This window comes from Flavobacterium hydrocarbonoxydans, assembly GCF_009789235.1.
Taxonomy (GTDB): domain Bacteria; phylum Bacteroidota; class Bacteroidia; order Flavobacteriales; family Flavobacteriaceae; genus Flavobacterium; species Flavobacterium hydrocarbonoxydans.
Genome location: NZ_WSTB01000002.1, coordinates 531,541 through 548,326 on the forward strand (window position 1 = coordinate 531,541; position 16,786 = coordinate 548,326).

Here is a 16,786-nt window from a genome sequence, read left to right on the forward strand (position 1 = left end):
TAAATCTGGAATAGACTTAGGTTTTTAAAAAAGTTAGTTGAGTTTGGTATTATTTTTTAGCCTCTTCACCTTCTTTTACAGCTGGTTTATCAGCTTTAGGCTCAGACTTATATTTATCGTTTAACGCTTTAATAATATCTTTTGTGATATCATATTTTTCCTCAGCATATAAAACAGTTGCAGCATCACCTGTTCCGTAGATATAAGAATAACCGTTTTTCTTACCGTAATCTTTGATGAATTTTTTAACTCCGCTTACAAGAGAATCCATTTCTACACCACTTTCCTGTTGCAATTGTTGTGATAAAGCTTGTTGAGCGTAACCCAATTGCTGCTCTCTCTTTTGTAACTCAGCACCTCTTTGTTGTGCCCAAGCCTGACCGTTTGCTTGTGCCTGACTTTGAAAATTAGCAGCGTCTTGTTTAAAACGTGTAATTTCAGCTTGTAGTTGTCTTCCTTTTTCTTCCGCCTGAGCTTTGTATTTAGCCTCAAGGTCTTTTGCTTCAGTGTACTCTTTCATTAAAACTGAAGTATCTACGTAAGCTGTTTTTACTTCCTTAACTTCAGCTGTTTTATCACATGAAACAACTAAAACAGAAAGCGCGATAATTACTAATGCTTTTTTCATTTTTTGAATTTCTAATTTTTTTAAGTATTAAAGACAAAAATATAAAAAAATAAATAGCATCAACATAAAGTTTAAAAAATGCTCAAATTTTATCATATTAGTTTTATTTATGAAAAGAAAAAACCTCATAAATCCTCGCTATTAAAAGCGGCTTTTATATCTTTTATTAGGGCGCCTTTCTTTAAAAAGCCGATATTTCTCCTCAATTAAGCCAAAACAACCGCTTAAATGCGCTTAAAATCCTTTTTATTGGTTTTTTAAGACGTAAATGTGTGACGAATACTCTGAACTCTGCTTGGCTTTTAAATTTGATTTTAATCCTGTTAAAAAAGCACTGATGTAATTCATTTTTCCAGTTTTGTATTTTTCTGATAAAAGGCTCACGTAAAATGAATCAAATTTCATCGGAAGGACTTTTGTCAATTTCATTTCTACATTTTCAAAAAGCATTTGAATCGATTTTTTTGAGAAATGCCAAAAATGAATTGGCACATCATAAGCAGCCCAAAAATCTTTATAATATTTTGCGTCGTAAGATTTAAAATTTGGAACCGCAACAATTAATGTTCCAGTTGGTTTTAGCAAACGCTTCAATTCCTGAATTTGCAATTCTAAATTTGGCACGTGTTCTAAAACATGCCACATCGTTATCACATCAAAAGAATTATTTTCCAGATTGCTAATTTCATCCACAAAAGAAATTCCTTTTTGAATCGCAATATTTTTGGCACGTTCGCTTGGTTCTACTCCAACCGTTTCCCAACCGTCATTTTTTGCCGTCAATAAAAAATCTCCTGTTCCGGCACCAATATCCAAAATCTTTCCTTTTTGCTTTTGCTCTGCATTAATTAAATTCAGTTTGTTTTTCAGGGCAATGTTTTTTACAAAATGATACGCTTTTTCAAACAAGGAACGTTTGTTATCGGTATGCGAAATATAATCTTCGCTCTCGTAATATTTTCCAAGATTTTCTAAAGCAGGTTGTGGAGAGGTAATCAACATGTCTAAATTTTCGTCATGGTACAATTCGAAAATTTCTTTTGAAACAGAATGGTCTTTTACAGTAAGAAAATGTTTTTTATTTAAAACGTCCATTTTTTTATTAAAGGTATTTTGGTTTAATAATACAGTAAACCCTAAAAGATTTATTTCGCTTTTAGGGTTATGATTTTTAATTTATTTCGTGACTCCAATTTATTTTGAGACCCGACATTTTTTCATTTTCAATTCTTATTTCAGAACAAATGGCAAAACCATGTTTGATATAAAATGGCATCGGAGATTTATAAAATTCTTTGTTTTGTTTTAATTCGTTTTCCTGATCGATTACCCAGCCATTTAAACAATCATTATTCTCTTTTAATTTCTCTATCAAAAGTGAACCATTTCCTTTTCCTTGAATTTTTGAATTCAAAATGATAGCAAACCAGTTTTCTTCATTTCTCAAAAAAGTAACTGTCCAACCTATAATTTTGTTTGAATCATCCATCAGCAAATAATGCTTTGTATTTGAAAGACCATTTAAATACAAATCAAAATCTTCAATAGTTTTCAAATACAATCGTGCCGGATATTCGTTGTTCCAAAGTTCTCTTAAAACTTGTTTTTCTTCTGCGAATAAAATCTTCTTTTCGATAATTTTCATTAAAAAAAAGCTTTAAGATTAATAAAATAGTTTCACGTGGAACAAAATCAATTTTAGATTTTAGATTGATGATTTTAGATTAAAAAAAATCAATAATTTGACGACTACAGATAATCAAAATCTGAAAGCTAAAGTCTGAACTCTAAAATTCCTAACGTCCCATATAAATCAACAACACCGAAATATCACTTGGAGAAACTCCGCTGATTCTTGATGCTTGCGAAATAGTTACAGGACGAATTTTTCCTAATTTTTGTTTTGCTTCAATCGACATCGATTTGATTTTATTATAATCGAAATTCTCCGGAATTTTCACTTCTTCTAAACGAGTAAGTTTGTCAGCGTTATTTCTTTCCTTTTCGATATAACCAGAATATTTGACCTGAATTTCGGCTTGTTCCAAAATTTCCTGATCAACATCATTTGCTTCAATATATTCCTTTACTTTTTCAAACTTCATCATATCCTCCAAATCAATTTGAGGACGAGAAAAAACTTTAAACATTTTATCCCCTTGTGTAATTGGAGCTGTTTCTTTCGCTTCTAAAATTGGATTTGTTTCTGCAACCGAAACCGAAGTTTCTCTAAAGAAAGCCACCATCTTTTCAGATTCGTTTAGTTTCTTTTCCATTCGGCGTAAACGCGCTTCTGATGCCAAACCAATTTCGTGTGACATTGGTGTCAATCTAAAATCGGCATTATCCTGACGCAACAAAGTTCTATACTCTGCACGTGAGGTAAACATTCTATAAGGTTCTTCAGTTCCTTTTGTAATCAAGTCATCAATCAAAACTCCAATATACGCTTCATCACGTTTTAGAATTAATGGTGCTTTTTCGTGCACTTTTAAATGCGCATTTATTCCGGCCATCAAACCTTGCGAAGCTGCTTCTTCGTATCCAGTTGTTCCGTTTATTTGTCCGGCAAAATACAACCCTTCAACTAACTTTGTTTCCAAAGTATGTTTCAATTGCGTTGGCGGAAAATAATCATATTCGATAGCGTAACCAGGACGGAAAAATTTCACTTTCTCAAAACCGGCAACAGAACTCAATGCTTTAAACTGAATATCTTCTGGAAGTGAAGTTGAAAATCCGTTTACGTAAACCTCACAAGTATTCCATCCTTCTGGTTCCACAAATAATTGGTGGCGCTCTTTATCTGCAAAACGGTTTATTTTATCTTCGATCGAAGGACAATATCTTGGACCGAGACTTTTGATTCTTCCGTTGAACATTGGCGAACGATCAAAACCTTCTCTCAAAATATCATGTACATCCAATGACGTATAAGTCATATGACAAGATCTTTGATGCGTCAGCGGTTTTGTCATATCCGAATATGAAAACTTGTCTGGCTTCGCATCTCCTTTTTCTTCATTCATTTTCGAATAATCCAAAGAACGACCATCAACACGTGGAGGCGTTCCGGTTTTCATTCTTCCAGCTTCAAAACCAACTTTAATCAAATCTTCGGTGATTCCGGTTGCTGCACTCTCGCCTGCTCTTCCTCCACCGAATTGTTTTTCACCAATATGAATCAATCCATTCAAAAAAGTTCCGTTTGTCAAGACAACAGATTTAGATAGAATCTCTACTCCTAGCGAAGTTTTGATTCCTTTTATCTTTCCATCCTCAATAATCAAACCCTTTACCATTTCCTGGTAGAAATCCAAATTAGGAGTTCCCTCCAACATCATTCTCCATTCTTCAGCAAAACGCATACGATCACTCTGAACTCTAGGCGACCACATAGCAGGTCCTTTTGATTTGTTCAACATCTTGAACTGAATTGCAGTTCGGTCAGAAACAATTCCTGAGTAACCTCCAAGCGCATCAATCTCACGCACAATTTGCCCTTTTGCAATTCCACCCATAGCAGGATTACAAGACATCTGGGCAATGTTTTGCAAACTCATTGTTACCAACAAAGTTTTGGATCCCAAATTTGCGGCAGCAGCAGCAGCTTCAGAACCAGCATGACCTGCACCAACTACAATAACATCGTATTCTTCTAAAAACATTTTATCTTATATTCTCCGGGATACCGTTTAAGTCGGTTCTCAGAATTAACTTTTATCTTTTTTTGTTCCACGTGGAACAGCGCTAACGCACAAATTACAATTCAAAAAATTCCAAATTCCAGAACTGTTCCACGTGAAACATCGCAAATTTTCATCAAGAAAATCGTCCGTAATTAATATTGTTTCACGTGGAACGTTTAAAAAAATCCGGACTAAACATCAAATTTAAAATTCAAAATAAAATGTTTCACGTGAAACAATTGGAGTTTGCTATTTTAAAATTTGGGTTTTGCTTTATTGTTCCACGTGAAACATAGCGATTTTTTCATCCTCTTTGGACCGCATTAATTCAGCGTCTTTATCTGTTTTATCTTTGTATCCACAGTAATGTAATATTCCGTGAGCCAAAACTCTCTTTAGTTCTTCATCAAAAGAAACATTAAAATCTTTTGCATTATCAGCAACTCTCTCTACAGAAACAAAAATATCTCCGTTTAATTCGTTTCCTACCGTATAATCAAAACTGATAATATCAGTTAAAGTATCGTGATTTAAATATTCAACATTAATCTTATGAAGATAATCATCATCACAAAAAATGTAATTTATCTCTCCTTCATTTTTATTTTCAGAAGCAATAATAGCACTTAACCAAGTCGTGTAAACTTCTTCGTTATCTAAATTAAAATCGGTTTCGTAATTAAAATCAATCATTTTGTATTAAAATATTCTTGAACCTTTTGGTTAAAATTTGAGCGCAAAGGTAGTGATTGTCTATTTAAAATCTCTACCGAGTTTAAATATTCTAAAAGATTGCTTGGTAAAGCATTAGAACGATTTGTAAATTCAGTTTTATTTGTTTCAGCTTGACGCTTTGTATCCTGTCCTTGTTGTTGAACTGCATTATTCAATTTTAATAATTCCTGCTGAATATTTAGAATACGCTGCAGATTTTCATTCTTAAAACCTTTATTCAAAAGTTGCTTTTCTGATTGTTTCATCTGTTCTAAAACAGATCTGCCTTGTGCGTCTAAACCTTTTTTTGCTAATTCTTTTTGCAAGGCTTCACGCAATCTAACCTGTTCTTTATAAATCTCCATAATAGATTCGGCATCTCCCTCCCCGTCATCACCTTCTTTTCCGTCTTTGCCTTTACCGCCACTTTTGTTTCCCTGACCATCTTTACCATTACTTCCCTGACTACCCTGCCCGCTTTTACCTTCGCCCGGTTTGTTTCCTTCTTTCATCCCTTCCTTCATTTTATCCGCTAAACCTTTTTGTTTTTTTATAATGTCCGGCAGTTGCATTCCCTGACCATCTCCTGGTTTAGGTTTTCCAGTACCAGAACTGGACATCGAATTCTGCATATTATTCAAAAGATCACTTAAAAAATCAGCCATTTTATTCGCAGATGAAACAGAATATTGCTGATGCGAAACTGCTTTTGGAACCTGAACATCTGTCAAAGTTTCAATTGCTTTGTCTATATTGTATTGTACATTTCCAATTTCTTTAGTTACATCTTCTCCAACTTTTGGATTACGCAAGGACAAAGCAAACAAACTATCATCAACATGTTTGAATTGCTGTTTTAGATTTTGTTGAATTTTAATATTCTTTGTATATGCCGATGATCCTAATTTCATGGTTTTAAATTGTTTCATTACGTCTTCCTGAGATAAAGAATACGCCAAAAGATTATCTAAAACCTGACGTAACATAGCAACATCTTCTTCTAATTGTTCTTGTTCTCCGGCATCCATACTGAGCTCCATTTTTTGAGCCATACTCTTCATTTTTTTCGCTGCACTTTTTTGTTTTGGCTTAGCCGAAGATGGGCTCTTTTTGCTCAATTCTTCAGCAGCTTTTTTCAAATCTTCATCTACTTCTTTTTCTTTTGAAGCATCAGAAGGAATATCCAAAGGAGCTTTTAAGGATTTGTTTTCTTCTTTTAAGTCTTTTAAATCCTCCTGAATTTTATCAAACTCTTTATTAATTTCGTTTTGCTTTTCAGTAGTATTTTCTTTTTCTTTATTCGAAAGCTGTTCTTGTTTTTCAGAAAGTTTATCCAATTTATCTGCAACCTGTTCTGCTTTTTTCTCTACATAAAAACGTTTCGTAAGCTCTACCAATTGTTCTAAATTACGGGATTGACTTTTACTAATTTGTTTGAACTTTTCCATTTTATCAAACAATTCATCATTCTTAATTTTATCATTTAAGTCTTTCAACTCATCTAATAATTTTTGATTTTTCTCTAAATCTTTTTCAGCATTATCTAAACGTTTTTGCAATTGCTCTGCTTTTTCATCCTTCTTATCACCTTTAAATTTATCCAGATTCTGATTCATTTTCTCAGCAAACTTCTTCATCATTTCGTCTTGTTGTTTCTGACGTTTGACAAAATCATTGATTTTTTGTTGGTCTTTAAACTCTAAATTATCTTTCTCTTTTCCAGAATTCTGAATTTTATCCATTTCTGAAAGTTGCTTTTTTTGATCTTTTAAAGACTTCGAAAGACTGTTAATATTTTGGCTTTGCTGCTGCAATACTAAATCATGAATCTCATCTGTTGTAGAAACTCTATCCGAAAAGACAGAAGATTTTGTACTCTTAAAATGATGAGGCGCATCGTTATCAAAAACTTCAAAATAATACTCATACGAAACGCCCTCTTCTACTCCTAAATTACCGGGAAAAGAAAAAACGAATTGATCAAAAACAGTTTGTTTTACAGGTATGGTTCCACGCTTGGCTGTGTTCGGTTTGTTGCGTTCGTAATACACAATTTGAAGTTTAGACAAACCATAATCATCACCCAATTTTCCTAAAACATAATTCTTATCCAGCTTCAGACTATCAGGAGCAGGAGTTACTGTAATGCTTGGATGCTGATCTTTAATAACGCTCAACTGATAATCAAGTTTTTCGTAGTTTTTGACCTTATTATTCGATGTAAGAATTTGATATTCTGTATTTTGACTGATATTTTTAGCTAATTTAAATTCATTTTCAGATTTAATGAACTGAAAAGTTGCGTTTTGGTCTTTCCAGGCGATTTGTTGGGTAGATTGGGTATTCATTTTCCAGGTTACCAAAGTTCCTTCTGGGACAATTGCATTTCCTGTTCCCTGAATGATTTCAGATTTCTTTTTTAAATACGATGGAAAATTCAACACCATTTCGAAGTTGGCAATTGATGGGACCGTGATTACATTCAATTCATATTCATCAGATGAAACCGAATTTCCTTCAAAAGAAAAAGTAATATTTTCAACAGGTTTTTCAATTTTGAATTCAAACTTTCCTGGCTCAGCAGATTCCATAAAATAACTCTCATCACCAATATGAATCATTACGTTTTCCGGAACGACTTTCCCAACAGATTCCATTTTGATAACGAAATCTTTGTTCTGTTCTGTTTGCAAATTTTGATTTAGAACGACAAATTTGAAAGGAGCCGGAGGTAAAAATGTAGCATTAAAATGTACTACTCTATTTAAACTTTGAGAAATAATAGTACTGTTTCCAGAGATAAAAAATACGGCAAAAAGTAAAATTGGAATTAAAGCTAAGGGTAAATATTTTTTATTTGAATTAAAATTAATAGCATTTCCAAAAGGAATTGGCTGCAAAGAATTTGCCTTTTGCTCGATAGAAGCCAACATCAATTCTGAATTATCAGTTGAATTTTCGGCAGCAGAAAGTTGCAAAAAGTTAGTCAGTTTATCACTCACTTCCGTGAAATGATTCCCAATAATTTCAGACGCCTGATTGTAATCAATTCCTTTTTTAAGTTTGAACAATTTAAAAATCGGGAACATAATAAAACGAAACAAAAGAAAAACTTCTACACCAACAAACATCCAAAACAATACTGTTCTTCCGGTTGGTTTTAGCCAAAGAAAGTACTCTACAAACAGCGTAAACAAAAAGTATAATAATCCAAAACCAATAAAAAGAAGGATTCCTTTTATCAATTCGTTAGTATAATATTTTTTAATAAAAGCCTCTAACTTAAGATATATGGCAGATGTTGTTTTCAAAATGAATCTGTTTTATTTATAACCTATAAATGTAGTAATTATAGTAATTCAAATTCCAAAAAAGAAATTCCAAAATCCAACTTAACATTGGAATTTGGAATTTAAAAAATTGGAGTTTAACTAAAGTTGTATCTTTGCATCAAAATTTAAACAAATGTCAAAGCAAGTTCGTGTGCGTTTTGCACCAAGTCCAACAGGACCTTTACATATTGGCGGCGTTCGTACTGCCCTATTTAATTATTTATTTGCCAAAAAAAATAACGGTGTTTTCTATCTTCGAATTGAAGATACCGATCAAACCCGTTTTGTTCCTGGTGCCGAAGCTTACATTATGGAAGCACTAGACTGGCTAGGAATAGCTCCTGAAGAAACGGTTGGAAAAAACGAAAAATTTGGTCCGTACAGACAGAGTGACCGTAAAGAAATTTATCAAAAATATGCTGATCAACTGATCAATTCGGGTTGGGCGTATTATGCTTTTGATACTCCGGAAACTTTGGATGCTTTAAGAAAAGAACAAGAAGCTGAAGGAAAAACATTTATTTACAATCATACCAACCGTGAAAAGTTGGATACTTCTTTGGTAATTGCTGCAGAAGAAGTTGCGAAAAGAATTGCAAATGGAGAACATTACGTAATCCGTTTTAAAACTCCAGTTGATGAAACTTTACATTTGAAAGACATTATTCGTGGAGATGTAAAATTTGAAACCAGTTTACTTGATGATAAAGTATTATTTAAAAGTGACGGAATGCCAACCTACCATTTGGCCAATATCGTTGATGATCATTTGATGGAAACTTCACATGTGATTCGTGGTGAAGAATGGTTGCCTTCGATGCCGCTTCACGTTTTATTATACAGAGCTTTTGGTTGGGATGCGCCGGAATTTGCACATTTACCTTTGATTTTAAAACCAATTGGTAACGGAAAATTGTCAAAAAGAGACGGAGACAAATTAGGTTTCCCTGTTTTTCCATTAGAATGGAAAACTGAAGAAGGCGTTTCATCTGGTTATAGAGAAAAAGGATTTTTCCCGGAAGCAGTTGTAAACTTCCTGGCTTTATTGGGTTGGAATGACGGAACTGACAAAGAAATATTTTCGCTTGACGAATTAGTTGAATCTTTTGATTTGAATAGAGTTCATAAATCTGGAGCCAAATTTGATCCAGAGAAAAACAAATGGTTCAATCACCAACATTTAATTCAACAAAATGATGAAGATTTAGCGAAAGCCTTCTCTCCTATTTTGATTGAAAAAGGGGTTGATATTTCTAAATATGACGTAACAAGAATCGTTTCTTTGATTAAAGAAAGAGCACATTTTGTTTCTGAATTTTGGGATTTGACAGATTTCTTTTTCCAGGCGCCAACAGCTTATGATGAAAAAGCAATTAAAAACTGGAAAGAAGAAACACCGGCTTTAATGCAGGAATTGATTTCGACTCTTGAATATATTGACGGTTTCGATTCAGCAAACATCGAAGCAATCGTTAAAGACTGGTTGACGAAAAACGAAATCGGAATGGGGAAAGTAATGCAGCCTTTCCGTTTGAGTTTGGTTGGAGCTTTGAAAGGTCCTCACCTATTTGACATTGTTGAAATCATCGGAAAAGAAGAAACTATTTCGAGAATTCAGAAAGCTATAAGTACTTTATAAAAAGTAAATTTTTAAAATATAAACGCTAGGCAACATTAACAAAATGTTCTTAGCGTTTTTTTTATGTTTAAAACCGAAGAATTTTCGTAATTTACACATCCATAAAAACTTAAATCAATATCATTATGAACATTCCATTTATTATTATTATTGCATTTCTCTTCTTTATTTTCCTCTCCTCCTTCTTTACCGTGAAGCAACAATCCTCAGTTGTGATTGAGAGATTTGGGAAATTTTTGAGTGTTAGAAATTCAGGTTTGCAACTTAAAATTCCAATTGTTGACAGAATTGCAGGACGTGTAAATCTTAAAATTCAACAACTTGATGTTATCATCGAAACCAAAACCAAGGATAATGTTTTTATCAAAATGAAAGTTTCGGTTCAGTTTAAAGTAATTCAGGAAAAAGTATATGATGCTTTTTATAAATTGGAATATCCACACGATCAGATTACGGCTTATGTTTTTGATGTCGTTCGTGCTGAAGTTCCTAAACTAAAATTGGATGATGTTTTTGAAAGGAAAGATGATATCGCCATTGCGGTAAAAAGAGAATTGAATGAAGCCATGACTACTTACGGTTATGATATTATCAATACTTTGGTTACGGATATTGATCCGGATATTCAGGTAAAAAATGCCATGAACAGAATCAACGCTGCTGATAGAGAAAAAACGGCTGCCGAATTTGAAGCAGAAAGTTCAAGAATCAGAATCGTTGCAAAAGCAAAAGCCGAAGCCGAAAGTAAACGTTTACAAGGTCAGGGTATTGCCGACCAACGTCGTGAAATTGCAAGAGGTCTGGTAGAAAGTGTTGAAGTTTTGAACAATGTTGGTATCAATTCGCAGGAAGCTTCGGCTTTGATTGTGGTTACGCAACATTATGATACGTTGCAAGCGATTGGTGCAGACGCTAATTCAAACTTAATTTTATTACCAAATTCTCCACAAGCCGGAAGCGATATGCTGAACAATATGGTAGCTTCGTTCTCTGCTTCGAACCAGGTTGGTGAAATGATGAAGAAAAGTAACAAGCAAAAAATAGAAAAACCAAAACCAATTGAACCCTTACAATCTGGTTATGAAGATGACATTGTTCCACCAGAAACAAAATAATACTAAACGAAAAAGAGGCTTAATCGCCTCTTTTTTTATTTATAAACCAACCAATTATGTATGGCAAAATAGCTTCTAAAATTTTAGTATAAGAATTTGAAAAGTAATCTGTGTAAGATGAAACAAAACCATTTACAATTTTTTGAGGGGTAATACTCTCTTTGGTTTTCTCAAAACTCAGTACTAATTTATGATAATTGATTTCCTTTTGAACTTTCAGAATTTCAAGTTCTCTGTCAATTTCGGCGTATGATGAATATTTTTTAGGTTCCATAATCATTAATCATTAAAAAATATTTCTGAAAATTTCTCTAAAATCGGACCTTCCACTACCTTATCTTTTATCATCGAAATCAAAATAGTAGCGACCAAATAGATCCCTCCTACTGCCAGGAATCCTAAAGTATAACTTCCAAATAAATTACTTAAAGCAAAACCCAAAGCAATTGATCCGAAAAGTAAAACCATTAAAAAACATAACAGAATCAAGGTAAACTTCAAAATTAAAGTAGTCGATTTCATGGCCACCTTAAAACCCCAAAGCTTATAATACGCCATGTGGCTTTTGAAATACACATTAGCCTGATCCTGAATATTTTCGGTATGTTCTTTTAATTCTTCAAAAGCCATAATATAATTTTAAATTAAAAAAATAAGCACAAAGCACAATTTCAAATAGTTGTATTTTGTATTACTTAAAAGTAAGTAAAATAATCAGAAATACCACTACTAAAATAAAGTGAACTTTGTGCTTACAATAAATTGCAGAAATCTACTTTTGAAGTTTAGCGTTATGCGCTTTTAAATCAGCCAATTTCGATTCTAGAAAAGTAATAACTTCTTCAGTTTTATAACTCATGTTCGAAAGTAACTCCCCATAAGTACCATCCAGATTTTCCTTTGCGCTGGTAAATTTTTCACGAAGAACTTCAGAACTAGCACTTAAACTGTCTTTAAGATTACCACCTACATCGTCTAAACCTTCTTTAAGTTTAGCTCTGGTTTTTGACCCTTTATCTGGAGCAAACAAAATTCCTATTGCTGCTCCTACTGCCGCACCTGCTAAAATTGCAGCTACTGTATTTGAATTTCTAGACATAATTATAAAATTTTATGATTATTAAAGATACTTAATATTTGAATTATAAAATATTGATTAAAAGATATTTACAAAAAATTAATATACATAAGCAGCTGCTTAATGTTTACCACTTTTCATATTTATAAAATTACCATCAAGAGTTACTTTATTGTATTTTGTAATTTGATGTGTTTGAAATTGCAATCTGTGTAAATAAAATTGATTGTGTAAAAATAATAGTTTTCATAATTGATAAATTTCAAAATCAAAATTTGAAAATTATGAAGTCAACCTGAAAGCTACTTTTATATAAGTAGTATCAAAAATGAATCACAATCAAAAATTAGAAAACATTTTTAGAATTTAGCTTTAAAACCAAAAATTTCTCAGTTTAAAATTTTACAGAAAACTCCGTTTAGTATCAGGAGCCAAAATTTCAATTTATAGAAAATTTCAACTTACTTATTGTAATTACATAAAAGTAGAAACTTTCACTACATTTTAGTGTTAACAAGCCGTTAAACAGGGTTAAAAAAAGCAAAATTTAAAATAAAGCCTTCTATTAAATGAATTTTAAAAAGATGATTTATGAGGTAGAAGAATTAAAAAAATGCTTTAAAACTAATTTATGAGAGCCTTTTTTAAAATATAAAATCTATTAAAAATTAAATAGTAATAGATTTTTTAAATAATAATAAAAAAATAAAAATATTATAATTACAATAGTTTTAAATTATACTTTAAAATTTTGAGTATTTTTAAAAAATTGGAATGAAACAATCAAGGTTATAAACAAAACATTGTTAACAACTGTAAATACTCGCTAAAATGGAGCCTAAAATTAAAATAAAGCTTCATTTTTAATTATTTTTATAAAAAGGATAAAAGATATAGAAGAAGTGAAATATAGCTTTAAAATCAATTTATGAAAGTCATTTTTAAAATATAATATCTATTAAAATTTAATTTTTAATAGAAAAAATTAATAATAAAAAAAAGCGCTTATAAAAGCGCTTTTAATAGATTATAATGATATTACTTATTTATCATTTCTGATAAAATTTCGATTTCTCTCTCCGAAGCATTTTTGGGAGGATTTGAATTTAATTTTAAAATTTCTTCTTCAAACTGATTTCTGAAAGTTTGATTTTCTAAATCACGTAAATTCAAAAGTGCTTTTGAACGAACAAAAGAGGATTCACTTCTCAAAGACATATTGTATAATTTTTTGATTTCCTCTTCTTCAAAATCCGAAGATTTCAAACCAGAATATTTCAAAATAAATTGAGCAAACAACAATGAACTTTTATTATTGTTGATGTTTTTCTTTAATGAATTCTGTAATAAAGAAAAACTTGAAACATTTTTGATGCTCTCCCCTATTGCGTTTTCTATTGCAAGACGTTCCGGTTTAGTTTCAACTTTAAAATATTTATTAATATCTTTTAAAGAATTATTGATACTATTTTCTTCTTTTTTTCCCTTTTCTTCCCAGGCATCTTTTAGTCCAACAGTCTTGTTAAACACTAATTTTGAAGCAGTTGAGTCTTTATCAACAGTAAAATAACCCAAACGCTGAAACTGAAATTTATCTTCATTTTGAGCCGTTGCTAAACTTGGTTCAACAAATCCTTTTACAATTTCTAACGAATTTGGATTTACAAAATCTAAGAAATTTTTCTCTTTATAACTGTCCGGAGCTTCATCTGTAAACAAACGATCGTATAAACGAACTTCTGCTTCTACAGCATGTGCGATAGAAACCCAATGCAAGGTTCCAGACACTTTTCTTTGGCTTGCTTCTGTACCGCTTCCGCTTAAAGAATCGGTATCATACGTTACATGAATTTCGGTAATATTACCTTCAGAATCTTTTATAACAGATTCTCCTTTAATGATATACGCATTTTTAAGACGTACTTCTTTTCCTAAAGTCAAACGGAAAAACTTCGCTGGAGCTTCTTCTAAAAAGTCTTCTCTTTCGATGTATAATTCACGTGAAAATGGTACTTTTCTGAAACCTGCAGTCTCATCTTCCTGGTTATTTTCGGCTTCCAGCCACTCTTCTTTTCCTTCAGGATAATTCGTAATTACCAATTTTACCGGATCTAAAACTGCCATTACACGAGGTGCAATTTTGTTCAAATCTTCGCGAATACAAAACTCTAAAACCGATACATTGATCAAATTATCACGTTTTGCAATTCCGATAGTATTGGCAAAATTACGTAACGAAGCAGCAGTATAACCACGTCTTCTTAACCCGGAAATAGTTGACATTCTTGGATCATCCCAACCGTTAACATGCTTTTCCTTAACGAGTTGCTGTAATTTTCTTTTACTAACAACCGTATGTGATAAGTTACGTCTTGCAAATTCTCTTTGTTTTGGACGCAACTGATTTTCATCTATAATCTGATCTAAAAACCAATCGTATAATTCACGGTGAGGCAAAAATTCCAGTGTACAAAACGAGTGTGAAATTCCTTCTAAATAATCACTTTGTCCATGTGCCCAATCGTACATTGGATAAATCTTCCAATCATCTCCGGTTCTGTGGTGATGTCTGTGTAAAATTCTGTACATGATAGGATCACGCATCAACATATTGGTTGATTTCATGTCTATTTTGGCACGTAAAATATGAGTACCAGCCTCAAATTCACCGTTTTTCATTCTTTCGAATAACTCTAAATTTTCTTCAACAGAACGATTTCTGTACGGACTATCAGTTCCTACAGTTGACGGAGTTCCTTTTTGAATGGCCATATCTTCAGAAGACTGACTGTCAACATAAGCTTTATCTTTTTTAATTAATAAAACAGCCCAATCGTATAATTGCTGAAAATAATCAGAGGCATAACGTTCTTCAGACCAGGTATAACCCAACCATTCTACATCTTTTTTAATCGCATCAACAAATTCCTGCTCTTCTTTTTCAGGATTTGTATCATCAAAACGTAAATTTACAGGAGACTGATAATCAATACCTAAACCAAAATTTAACGCAATAGAACTTGCATGACCAATGTGTAAATAACCATTTGGTTCTGGTGGAAAACGAAAATGAAGTTTGTTATTTGGTAAACCTGATTTTAAATCTTCTTCTATGATTTGTTCAATAAAATTGAGTGATTTCTCTTCTGATGCCATTATTTTATAGTAATTTTAGCAAAGATAAAAAAAAGGTTTCAGGTTTCAGGTTTAAAGTTACTTAACTGGCATTAAACCTGAAACTTTAAACCTGAAACAAAATTATTAGTATTTTTGTATAAATATTAAAAGTTATGAGACAATTAACTGTTACAATTCCAGACGACTTTTACGAAACTTTTGTTAGTTTTTTCAAACATATTCCTGATGTTTCTATTGATGAAAACACAGCGAACGAAATTCCGTTATGGCAGCAAGAAATGGTTTTAGAGCGTATGAAAAATGCTAAACCTGAGGATTATATTAGCTGGGAAGATTTTGAAAAAGAAATGGATAAAAAATGGCTGTAAATAAATTTAAAATTGAAATACTTACACGAGCAAAACTTGAAGTCAATGAAGCAGCACAATATTATGAATCTAAAAGTAAAGGATTAGGAAAACTTTTCTATTTAGAATTTAAAAGTTATCGCAAAACATTAGAAAGTATTCCTTTTTTCGAAGAAAAATATAATATTGTTAGAACATTACCTATAAAAAAATTCCCTTATACAATACATTTTACAGTTGATGAAACTGAAAAAATAGTTTCAATATTAGCTGTAACATCCAATTACCAAGATCCAAATACTACAAGAATAAAACTATAAAAATGGGAGTTATAAAATTAAAAAACATCAGAACTTTTTCGTACCATGGCTGTATGATTGAAGAAGGAAAAATTGGTTCTGATTACACAGTTGACTTAAAAATTAAAACCAATTTGCAACATTCTGCAGACACAGATAATCTTGTTGATACGGTTGATTATGTACATTTGAACAGAATTGTTACTGAAGAAATGGCTATTCGATCACATTTATTAGAGCATGTTGCCAAAAGAATCAACAATCGTATATTGGCAGAAATAAAAACAGTCGAAAAAACTACAGTTTCAGTTTCAAAGATAAATCCTCCTATTGGTGGTGATGTTGAATCAGTTACTATAAAAATGAGCGAAGTTAGAAGATAATATTTTTTTAATTTTTAAAATAGTTTACATTAAACTTTTGAATTTTAAAGATTTTAGTTACTTTTGCCGTCCGTTCAAGTACGGCGTCGTGGCCGAGCGGCTAGGCTGGGCTCTGCAAAAGCTCCTACTCCGGTTCGAATCCGGACGATGCCTCTAAAAGAGATACAGAAATGTGTCTCTTTTTTTTATGGCTAATTTTTAGAAAAAATTAAATAAATATCGTGTTCGAATCCGGACGATGTCTCTAAAAACTTCAAAGTAAAATAATTTTTTTTTATCTGATTTTTCCTCAATCTTGTCATTCTGAGGAATGAAGAATCCCCGCAAGTAACTCTACAAAGATTGATAAACTTTATAAATAATTGTCGCGAAGATTCCTCCTTCATCGGAATGACAAACTAAGTGTTTAAACTAAATTAAAACA

Annotated in this window: 15 protein-coding genes and 1 tRNA gene; 6 read left to right on the forward strand and 10 right to left on the reverse strand. The window is 32.0% G+C overall.

Annotation, left to right across the window (positions count from 1 at the left end; translation table 11 throughout):
* Positions 1-49: 49 nt before the first annotated feature.
* The 6 genes from GON26_RS05305 to GON26_RS05330 all read right to left on the reverse strand — a co-directional run bounded on the left by GON26_RS05305 (position 50) and on the right by GON26_RS05330 (position 8,342).
* Positions 50-628, reverse strand: a complete 579-nt coding sequence (locus tag GON26_RS05305) for an OmpH family outer membrane protein (protein ID WP_160373688.1) — start codon at positions 626-628, stop codon at positions 50-52.
* 246 nt (positions 629-874) lie between these two features.
* Positions 875-1,723: a class I SAM-dependent methyltransferase gene (locus tag GON26_RS05310; RefSeq protein WP_160373689.1), complete on the reverse strand. Its 849-nt coding sequence runs from the start codon at positions 1,721-1,723 to the stop codon at positions 875-877.
* Between the two features lie 76 nt (positions 1,724-1,799).
* Positions 1,800-2,273 (reverse strand): GNAT family N-acetyltransferase, encoded by a 474-nt coding sequence (locus GON26_RS05315; protein WP_160373690.1) that lies wholly within the window; start codon positions 2,271-2,273, stop codon positions 1,800-1,802.
* 151 nt (positions 2,274-2,424) lie between these two features.
* Entirely contained in the window at positions 2,425-4,296 is a 1,872-nt protein-coding gene (mnmG, locus tag GON26_RS05320) for a tRNA uridine-5-carboxymethylaminomethyl(34) synthesis enzyme MnmG (RefSeq protein ID WP_160373691.1), read from the reverse strand.
* A 294-nt stretch (positions 4,297-4,590) separates the two neighbouring features.
* Positions 4,591-5,010 carry an rRNA maturation RNase YbeY gene (gene ybeY / locus GON26_RS05325; RefSeq protein ID WP_160373692.1) on the reverse strand — a complete coding sequence of 140 codons (420 nt, stop codon included), beginning with the start codon at positions 5,008-5,010 and terminating at the stop codon, positions 4,591-4,593.
* A complete protein-coding gene (locus GON26_RS05330) occupies positions 5,007-8,342 on the reverse strand; it encodes a DUF4175 family protein (protein WP_160373693.1) in 3,336 nt (1,111 codons plus the stop codon). Before GON26_RS05330 ends, ybeY begins: the two co-directional genes overlap by 4 nt.
* A gap of 154 nt (positions 8,343-8,496) precedes the next feature.
* On the opposite strand from GON26_RS05330, the gene gltX reads away from it, so the two are divergent.
* Positions 8,497-10,002, forward strand: coding sequence for a glutamate--tRNA ligase (gene gltX, locus GON26_RS05335; RefSeq protein WP_160373694.1), 1,506 nt, complete (start codon positions 8,497-8,499; stop codon positions 10,000-10,002).
* A gap of 125 nt (positions 10,003-10,127) precedes the next feature.
* A complete protein-coding gene (locus tag GON26_RS05340) occupies positions 10,128-11,117 on the forward strand; it encodes an SPFH domain-containing protein (protein ID WP_160373695.1) in 990 nt (329 codons plus the stop codon).
* A gap of 19 nt (positions 11,118-11,136) precedes the next feature.
* Here GON26_RS05340 and GON26_RS05345 read toward each other — a convergent pair whose 3' ends face one another.
* The 4 genes from GON26_RS05345 to GON26_RS05360 form a co-directional block, all read right to left on the reverse strand.
* Positions 11,137-11,391, reverse strand: coding sequence for a DUF6327 family protein (locus GON26_RS05345; protein WP_160373696.1), 255 nt, complete (start codon positions 11,389-11,391; stop codon positions 11,137-11,139).
* A gap of 5 nt (positions 11,392-11,396) precedes the next feature.
* Positions 11,397-11,747 (reverse strand): competence protein, encoded by a 351-nt coding sequence (locus GON26_RS05350; RefSeq protein ID WP_160373697.1) that lies wholly within the window; start codon positions 11,745-11,747, stop codon positions 11,397-11,399.
* A 142-nt stretch (positions 11,748-11,889) separates the two neighbouring features.
* Positions 11,890-12,216, reverse strand: coding sequence for a YtxH domain-containing protein (locus GON26_RS05355; protein WP_160373698.1), 327 nt, complete (start codon positions 12,214-12,216; stop codon positions 11,890-11,892).
* A gap of 1,017 nt (positions 12,217-13,233) precedes the next feature.
* A complete protein-coding gene (locus GON26_RS05360) occupies positions 13,234-15,351 on the reverse strand; it encodes a glutamine--tRNA ligase/YqeY domain fusion protein (protein ID WP_160373699.1) in 2,118 nt (705 codons plus the stop codon).
* A 134-nt stretch (positions 15,352-15,485) separates the two neighbouring features.
* Here GON26_RS05360 and GON26_RS05365 point away from each other — a divergent pair, with 134 nt between their 5' ends.
* The 4 genes from GON26_RS05365 to GON26_RS05380 all read left to right on the forward strand — a co-directional run bounded on the left by GON26_RS05365 (position 15,486) and on the right by GON26_RS05380 (position 16,515).
* Entirely contained in the window at positions 15,486-15,701 is a 216-nt protein-coding gene (locus tag GON26_RS05365) for a hypothetical protein (RefSeq protein WP_160373700.1), read from the forward strand.
* Positions 15,692-16,000: a hypothetical protein gene (locus GON26_RS05370; RefSeq protein WP_160373701.1), complete on the forward strand. Its 309-nt coding sequence runs from the start codon at positions 15,692-15,694 to the stop codon at positions 15,998-16,000. The genes GON26_RS05365 and GON26_RS05370 overlap by 10 nt, the downstream gene beginning before the upstream one ends.
* Before the next feature lie 2 nt (positions 16,001-16,002).
* Positions 16,003-16,362 (forward strand): dihydroneopterin aldolase, encoded by a 360-nt coding sequence (gene folB, locus GON26_RS05375; RefSeq protein WP_160373702.1) that lies wholly within the window; start codon positions 16,003-16,005, stop codon positions 16,360-16,362.
* 82 nt (positions 16,363-16,444) lie between these two features.
* Positions 16,445-16,515 (forward strand) — tRNA-Cys (locus tag GON26_RS05380).
* Positions 16,516-16,786: the final 271 nt, after the last annotated feature.